The sequence below is a fragment of the Pseudomonas sp. BF-B-26 genome (assembly GCF_019956495.1).
In the GTDB taxonomy this organism is placed as follows: domain Bacteria; phylum Pseudomonadota; class Gammaproteobacteria; order Pseudomonadales; family Pseudomonadaceae; genus Aquipseudomonas.
Map to the genome: position 1 here is coordinate 25685 of NZ_JAHBDP010000110.1, position 7355 is coordinate 33039.

Annotated in this window: 8 protein-coding genes; 2 read left to right on the forward strand and 6 right to left on the reverse strand. The window is 57.6% G+C overall.

From position 1 onward, the window contains the following. Positions 1-21: 21 nt before the first annotated feature. Positions 22-1560: a murein biosynthesis integral membrane protein MurJ gene (murJ, locus tag KGB03_RS25080; protein ID WP_223529674.1), complete on the reverse strand. Its 1539-nt coding sequence runs from the start codon at positions 1558-1560 to the stop codon at positions 22-24. A 252-nt stretch (positions 1561-1812) separates the two neighbouring features. On the opposite strand from murJ, the gene rpsT reads away from it, so the two are divergent. Next, entirely contained in the window at positions 1813-2091 is a 279-nt protein-coding gene (rpsT, locus tag KGB03_RS25085) for a 30S ribosomal protein S20 (protein ID WP_008154937.1), read from the forward strand. Between the two features lie 198 nt (positions 2092-2289). Here rpsT and KGB03_RS25090 read toward each other — a convergent pair whose 3' ends face one another. The 5 genes from KGB03_RS25090 to rplU all read right to left on the reverse strand — a co-directional run bounded on the left by KGB03_RS25090 (position 2290) and on the right by rplU (position 6065). Beyond that, positions 2290-2754 (reverse strand): CreA family protein, encoded by a 465-nt coding sequence (locus KGB03_RS25090; RefSeq protein WP_008154938.1) that lies wholly within the window; start codon positions 2752-2754, stop codon positions 2290-2292. 12 nt (positions 2755-2766) lie between these two features. Further along, positions 2767-3885, reverse strand: coding sequence for a glutamate 5-kinase (proB, locus tag KGB03_RS25095; RefSeq protein WP_111451100.1), 1119 nt, complete (start codon positions 3883-3885; stop codon positions 2767-2769). 137 nt (positions 3886-4022) lie between these two features. After that, positions 4023-5246, reverse strand: a complete 1224-nt coding sequence (gene cgtA / locus KGB03_RS25100; protein WP_111451101.1) for an Obg family GTPase CgtA — start codon at positions 5244-5246, stop codon at positions 4023-4025. A gap of 194 nt (positions 5247-5440) precedes the next feature. Further along, positions 5441-5716, reverse strand: a complete 276-nt coding sequence (gene rpmA / locus KGB03_RS25105) for a 50S ribosomal protein L27 (RefSeq protein ID WP_017340859.1) — start codon at positions 5714-5716, stop codon at positions 5441-5443. Between the two features lie 34 nt (positions 5717-5750). Then, complete coding sequence (rplU, locus tag KGB03_RS25110; protein ID WP_003176051.1) at positions 5751-6065, reverse strand: 50S ribosomal protein L21; 315 nt, start codon at positions 6063-6065, stop codon at positions 5751-5753. Between the two features lie 240 nt (positions 6066-6305). Here rplU and KGB03_RS25115 point away from each other — a divergent pair, with 240 nt between their 5' ends. Next, positions 6306-7274 (forward strand): polyprenyl synthetase family protein, encoded by a 969-nt coding sequence (locus KGB03_RS25115; RefSeq protein WP_033054288.1) that lies wholly within the window; start codon positions 6306-6308, stop codon positions 7272-7274. Positions 7275-7355: the final 81 nt, after the last annotated feature.

Sequence of the window (7355 nt, forward strand, 5' to 3'; positions counted from 1 at the left end):
GTGTTTATCGAGGTCGTGACCTCAGCTCAGCGCCTTGCGATTGAAGTCTCGCAAACGGAAGCCCATCAACAGCAACATGCCGAAATAAGCCACCACACCGACAATGACCAATGCGCCCAGACGCAGGAACCTCTCCAGCATATGCCCCTGATCCCAGGCTGGCATGAAATGCATTCCAAGCAGCAATACAGCAGACATCACCAACACGGCTATCACCAGCTTGAAGCCGAACTTCGCCCAACCCGGTTGCGGCTCATACATCTGCTGCTTGCGCAGCTGATAGAACAGCAGGCCGGCGTTAATGCACGCGCCAATGCTGATGGCCAGCGCCAGACCGGCGTGGGCCAGCGGGCCGATCAACACCAGGTTGAACAACTGGGTAACGATCAGGGTAAAAATCGCGATTTTTACCGGTGTGCGGATGTTTTGTTGCGCATAAAAGCCCGGCGCCAGCACTTTTATCACAATAATCCCGAGCAAACCGACCGAATAAGCGATCAGCGCCCGTTGGGTCATGGTGGCGTCAAACGCGCTGAACTGGCCGTACTGGAACAAAGAAACCGTCAACGGCTCGGCGAGAATCCCCAGTGCCAGGGAGCAAGGCAACACCAACATGAAGCACAGGCGCAGACCCCAATCGAGGATCCGTGAATATTCCTCGCGATCCTTGCTGGCGTAAGTCTTGGCCAGGGTGGGCAGGAGAATCGTGCCCAGCGCCACGCCCAGAACACCGGACGGTAACTCCATCAAACGGTCGGCGTAGTACATCCAGGACACGGAACCGGCGACCAGGAACGAAGCGAAAATGGTGTTGATGATCAGCGAAATCTGGCTCACGGACACGCCGAGAATCGCCGGCAGCATTTGTTTCATGACCCGCCAGACGCCGCTGTCACGCAGGTTCAGGCGTGGCAACACCAGCAGGCCGAGCTTTTTCAGGTGCGGCAGCTGATAGAGCAATTGCGCCAGACCACCCGCCAATACCGCCCAGCCCAGCGCCATGACCGGCGGATCGAAGTACGGCGTCAGGAACACCGAAAAGATGATCATGCTGACGTTGAGCAGCGTCGGCACAAAGGCCGGCACCGAGAAGCGGTTATAGGTATTGAGGATCGCCCCGGCCAATGAAGACAGGGAGATCAGCAATATATAAGGGAAGGTCACCCGCAACAGGCTGGCGGTCAGCTCGAATTTTTCCGGCGTATCGGTGAAACCCGGCGCGGTCGCCCAAATGACCCACGGCGCAGCGATCATGCCCAAGGCGGTGACCAACGCCAGCACCAGCGTCAGCAGGCCCGAGACGTAGGCAATGAAGGTTCGCGTCGCCTCCTCGCCCTTCTGGCTTTTATATTCAGCAAGAATCGGCACGAATGCCTGGGAAAAAGCCCCCTCGGCGAAGATCCGTCGCAGCAGATTGGGCAATTTGAAGGCGATAAAGAAGGCGTCGGTCGCCATCCCGGCGCCAAATGTGCGTGCAATGAGAGTGTCACGAACGAACCCCAGAATCCGGGAAAGCATCGTGATAGAGCTGACGGCGGCTAACGATTTGAGCAGATTCATTGAAAGAGTTTGTGCCTGTCGATAAACAGCAGGCGAACAAAGCGCCTACTTATGCGATACTCCGCGCCGCAGCAGCACAGAGCCAAAGCTCGCGAGTTTACAGGTCAAGCGCCGGAAATAAATATCCCGCCTCTTTATACCTACCACTTAGCGGAACGTCTCAACCGCCCTTGACAAGACATCAACTCATCGGCATGATTCGCGGCCTATTTTGTTTGCTATTTCCTAAAAAGTCTTTCGAGGAGCTCGACGGTGGCCAACACACCTTCCGCCAAAAAACGTGCAAAACAGGCTGAGAAGCGTCGCAGCCACAACGCCAGCCTGCGTTCCATGGTTCGTACCTACATCAAGAATGTAGTTAAAGCCATCGACGCAAAAGACGCTGAAAAAGCTCAAGCTGCTTACGTTCTGGCCGTGCCAGTTATCGACCGTATGGCCGATAAAGGCATCATCCACAAGAACAAGGCTGCTCGTCATAAGAGCCGTCTGAACGGTCACGTCAAGGCTCTGAACCTTGCTGTTGCCGCATAAGCGATAAGCTTGTTAAAAAACCGACCCTTGGGTCGGTTTTTTATTGCCTGCGATTTAATAAATCTGCACAAAAAAATGTGGGAGCGGGCTTGCTCGCGAAGGCGGTGTAACAGTCAACGATGATGTTGAATGTTATGGCCTCTTCGCGAGCAAGTCGAAACGTCGCACCGCCGCTCCCACATTTCGATTTGTGTCAGATTACTGGGCGCTCGCCCACGGCAGGATCGGGATGGCGGTGACCGCATTCTGCGGACTGCCTTCGATCACACGATCGCTATAGACCAGGTACACCAGCGTATTGCGCTTCTTGTCGAGGAATCGCACCACCTGCATGGTCTTGAACACCAGCGACGTGCGCTCCTTGAACACCTCGTCACCATCCTTCAACTCGCCCTTGAAGCGGATCGGCCCGACCTGACGACAAGCGATAGACGCTTCCGCACGATCTTCAGCCAATCCCAAACCACCCTTCACGCCACCTGTCTTGGCTCGCGACAGGTAGCAAGTCACACCCTCAACCTTTGGATCATCAAACGCTTCGACGACGATGCGGTCGTTCGGACCGACAAACTTGAACACCGTCGACACCTGACCAATCTCCTCGGCCGAGGCCAGCAGCGGCATCGCCAACAGCAGACCCAACAATCCTTTTGCCACGCGCATTCAGGTATTCCCTCAGACCAGGATCAGGTTATCGCGATGAACCAGTTCCGGCTCCGCCATGTAACCCAACAGACCGACAATCGCCTCAGACGACTGACCGATGATTTTTTGTGCTTCCAGCGCGCTGTAGTTGGCCAGGCCTCGGGCGATTTCACGACCATCCGGCGCCACGCAAACCACCATCTCGCCACGACGGAAGCTGCCCTGGACCCGCTTGACACCCACAGGCAGCAAACTTTTGTTGCCTTTTGACAGCGCCATCACCGCACCGGCATCCAGCACGAGCGTGCCGCGGGTTTGCAGATGCCCGGCCAGCCATTGCTTACGCGCCGCCAACAGGCCGCGCTCAGGCGACAGCAAGGTGCCGATGCGCTCGCCTGCCTTGAGACGATCCAGCACACGATCAATACGCCCACCGACGATGATGGTATGCGCACCGGAGCGAGCCGCCAGCCGCGCAGCACGCAATTTGGTCTGCATGCCGCCACGACCCAGCGCCCCACCCGTACCGCCCGCCACCGCATCCAGCGCCGGATCATCAGCGCGTGCTTCGTAAATCAGATTGGCGTCAGGGTTGTTGCGCGGATCGGCGTCGAACATGCCATCGCGATCGGTAAGGATCACCAGCAAGTCAGCTTCGACAAGGTTGGCTACCAGCGCCGCCAGGGTGTCGTTGTCACCGAAACGGATCTCGTCAGTGACCACGGTGTCGTTCTCGTTGATCACCGGAATAACTTTCAGCTCGACCAGCGCGCGCAAGGTGCTGCGGGCATTCAGGTAGCGCTTGCGGTCGGACAAGTCGTCGTGGGTCAGGAGAATCTGCGCGGTATGCCGGCCATGCTCGGCAAAGCTCGACTCCCAAGCCTGCACCAACCCCATCTGGCCGATGGCGGCAGCGGCCTGCAACTCGTGCATCGCACTGGGTCGTACGGTCCAGCCCAAGCGACTCATGCCGGCCGCCACCGCCCCGGAGGACACCAGCACCAGCTCGACGCCAGCCTCATGCAAAGCCACCATCTGCTCGACCCAAACACTCATTGCCGCGCGATCCAGGCCCTTGCCGTCCGCTGTCAGCAAAGCGCTGCCGATCTTCACGACCCAACGCTGCGCACCTGTCACCTTGCTCCGCATCATCTTCAACCTTAGCTTGAGGGCAGCGCGACCTGGCACTGCCCGTAACATTATTCGTGGTTATTCGTGACCAACTATCGATTTCCAGATACTAAAACGCCGCTCCAGTGAGCGGCGTTTAAGTTTATCGCAACGAATCAGTCACGCACGTAAATGATTTCCGGACCGTCTTCGTCATCCACATCTTCTTCGTCCCAATCATCGTCACCGATGTCGTGGACCGACTTCACGCCGCTACGGCGCAGGGCACGCTGGTCATCCAGGGCCTGCAGCTGAGCACGGGCTTCGTCTTCGATGCGCTGATCGAGTTCGGCCAACTCTTCTTTGTACGCCGGGTCGGCAGCCAGACGATCGGCACGATCTTCCAGATAACGCATGATGTCGTGGCACAGACGCTCGGTACCCAGTTTAGAGATCGCAGAGATCACATAGACAGGACCGGTCCACTCCAGGCGATCTACGATTTCCTTGACGCGCTCGTCGTGCTCTTCCTCAAGAATCTGGTCGCACTTGTTCAGCACCAACCAACGATCACGCTCAGCCAGGGACGGGCTGAACTTGGTCAGTTCGCTGACGATCACTTCTGCAGCATCCGGAGCGCTGGTGTCATCCAGCGGCGCCATGTCCACGAGGTGCAGCAACAGACGGGTACGCGACAAGTGCTTGAGGAAGCGAATCCCCAGGCCTGCGCCGTCGGAAGCACCTTCGATCAGGCCCGGAATATCCGCGACCACGAAGCTTTTCCAACGATCGACACTGACCACACCCAGATTCGGCACCAGCGTCGTGAACGGGTAGTCGGCGACTTTCGGCTTGGCGGCCGATACAGCACGGATCAGGGTACTTTTACCGGCGTTCGGCAAGCCCAGCAGGCCGACGTCAGCCAATACCTTCATTTCCAGCTTCAGGTCACGCGCCTCACCCGGTTTACCCGGAGTGGTCTGGCGCGGAGCACGGTTGGTACTGGATTTGAAACGGGTGTTACCCAGACCGTGCCAGCCGCCATGCGCCACCAGCAGACGCTGGCCAGCCTTGGTCAGGTCGCCAATCACTTCCTGAGTGGCGGAGTCGATAACGGTCGTGCCGACCGGAACACGCAGCACCAGCTCTTCACCTTTCTTGCCGGTGCAGTCAGTGCTGCCGCCGTTGGAACCACGCTCGGCATCAAAGTGCCGGGTGTAACGGTAGTCCACCAGGGTGTTGAGGTTTTCGTCGGCGATCATGTAGACCGAGCCGCCATCACCACCATCACCGCCGTTCGGGCCGCCGTTTTCAATGAATTTTTCGCGACGGAAGCTCATGCAACCGTTGCCGCCGTCACCGGCCTTTACTCGAATCGATACTTCATCAACAAACTTCATAACAAAACGCCTCTCGTCATACGGACGAGCCGAAAAACACTAAGACATAAGACTCTTGCAAAAATGAGCGCAGCGACCTCAATCAACGACCGCAAATCCAGCGCTGGAGCCCATCACAAACAGCTTTGCAAGAGACTCACCCCACAAACGAAAAAGCCCCGTCGCGAGACAGGGCTTTTCCAGCAACTACGCAATTATGCCGCGACGACTTCAGTCTTCGGGACAATGCTTACGTAACGACGACCGAAGGCGCCCTTTACTTCGAACTTGATCACGCCGTCGATTTTAGCGAACAGAGTGTGATCTTTACCCATGCCAACACCGTAACCGGCGTGGAATTGGGTGCCGCGCTGACGCACGATGATGTTGCCCGGAATGATAACCTGGCCGCCATACATCTTCACGCCAAGGCGTTTGGCTTCTGAGTCGCGACCGTTACGGGTACTACCACCAGCTTTTTTGTGTGCCATGAGTCAATTCTCCTAGTGAGGAATTAGGCTGAAATTAAGCCTGAATACCGGTGATTTTGATCTCGGTGTACCACTGGCGGTGGCCCATACGCTTCATGTGGTGCTTACGACGACGGAACTTGATGATGCGGACTTTATCGTGACGACCTTGGGAGATCACTTCAGCCACAACGGTAGCGCCAGCAACAACTGGAGCGCCGATGTTCACGTCATCGCCATTGGCGACCAACAGAACGCGATCAAAAGTAACGGATTCGCCGGTAGCGATTTCCAGTTTTTCGATCTTCAGGTATTCACCTGGGGCGACCTTGTATTGCTTGCCACCAGTAACAATTACTGCGTACGACATGGTATTTCTCCGATAATCCTGCTCACCCAGCTCTTTATAAGAAGAGGTATTGGCTGGCATGGCTGCATTGGGCTGGAAGGCCTGTTTGCAATTGCGTAAGGCAGGTGCTGCCCAGGAAGTTCAGGGTGCGCGATTGTACGCAAGCTGCCAGGGCGATGCAAGAGGCCGTCCATCGTACCTTGACACCCGCCGACGTGGGTCCTAGCATGCCGCGCAACCCTTCTGGAGCAACTGTCGCTGATGCAACCCCAAGCTTTCTACCGCGCGGTGGCGGACGATTTTAGCGCCGTCGACGGCATCATCAAGAAGCAGCTGACTTCCCGAGTGCCGCTGGTATCGAAAATCGGCGATTACATTACCTCGGCTGGCGGTAAACGCCTGCGTCCTCTATTAGTGTTGCTGTGTGGCAAGGCGCTGGGTCGCGAAGGCGATGACCTGCGCCTGCTGGCCGCGACCATCGAGTTCCTGCACACCGCAACCCTGCTGCATGACGACGTGGTCGACATGTCCGGCATGCGCCGTGGCCGCTCGACCGCCAACGCCATGTGGGGCAACGCCCCCAGCGTGCTGGTGGGCGACTTCCTGTATTCGCGGTCCTTCGAAATGATGGTCGAGCTGGGCTCCATGCCGGTGATGAAAATTCTTTCGCAAGCCACGCGCATCATCGCCGAAGGCGAAGTGTTGCAGCTGTCGAAGGTTCGTGACGCCAGCACCACCGAAGAAACCTACATGGAAGTCATCCGCGGCAAGACTGCGATGCTCTTCGAGGCCTCGACACACAGTGCTGCAGCGCTGTGCGAAGCGACATCGGAACAGTCGGAAGCCCTGCGTACATTTGGCGATCACCTGGGCGTGGCGTTCCAATTGGTCGACGACCTGCTGGACTACAAAGGCGACGCCGAAACCCTGGGCAAGAACGTCGGTGACGACCTGGCTGAAGGCAAACCGACCCTGCCGCTGATCTACACCATGCGCGAAGGCACGCCGGAGCAGGCTGCCCTGGTGCGCAAGGCGATCCAGAAAGGCGGCATCGAAGACCTGGAAAGCATCCGCGAAGCCGTGGAAGCCTCAGGTTCGCTGGATTACACCGCGCAACTGGCCCGTGACTACGTGGCCCGAGCGATCAAATGCCTCGATGCGCTGCCTGCCAGCGAATACCGCGATGCTCTGGTCGAGTTGAGTGAATTTGCGGTCGCCCGCACGCACTGATTCATCCCCTGTGGGAGCGGGCTTGCTCGCGAAGGCGGCGTAACAGTCGACATCAATGTTGAATGTTAGTCAGCCTTCGCG

Bases quoted from the DNA above. Each gene is read 5' to 3' on its own strand.
- murJ (WP_223529674.1), bottom strand. From the start codon at position 1,560: ATGAATCTGCTCAAATCGTTAGCCGCCGTCAGCTCTATCACGATGCTT.
- KGB03_RS25090 (WP_008154938.1), bottom strand. From the start codon at position 2,754: ATGCGCGTGGCAAAAGGATTGTTGGGTCTGCTGTTGGCGATGCCGCTG.
- proB (WP_111451100.1), bottom strand. From the start codon at position 3,885: ATGCGGAGCAAGGTGACAGGTGCGCAGCGTTGGGTCGTGAAGATCGGC.
- cgtA (WP_111451101.1), bottom strand. From the start codon at position 5,246: ATGAAGTTTGTTGATGAAGTATCGATTCGAGTAAAGGCCGGTGACGGC.
- rpmA (WP_017340859.1), bottom strand. From the start codon at position 5,716: ATGGCACACAAAAAAGCTGGTGGTAGTACCCGTAACGGTCGCGACTCA.
- rplU (WP_003176051.1), bottom strand. From the start codon at position 6,065: ATGTCGTACGCAGTAATTGTTACTGGTGGCAAGCAATACAAGGTCGCC.
- KGB03_RS25115 (WP_033054288.1), top strand. From the start codon at position 6,306: ATGCAACCCCAAGCTTTCTACCGCGCGGTGGCGGACGATTTTAGCGCC.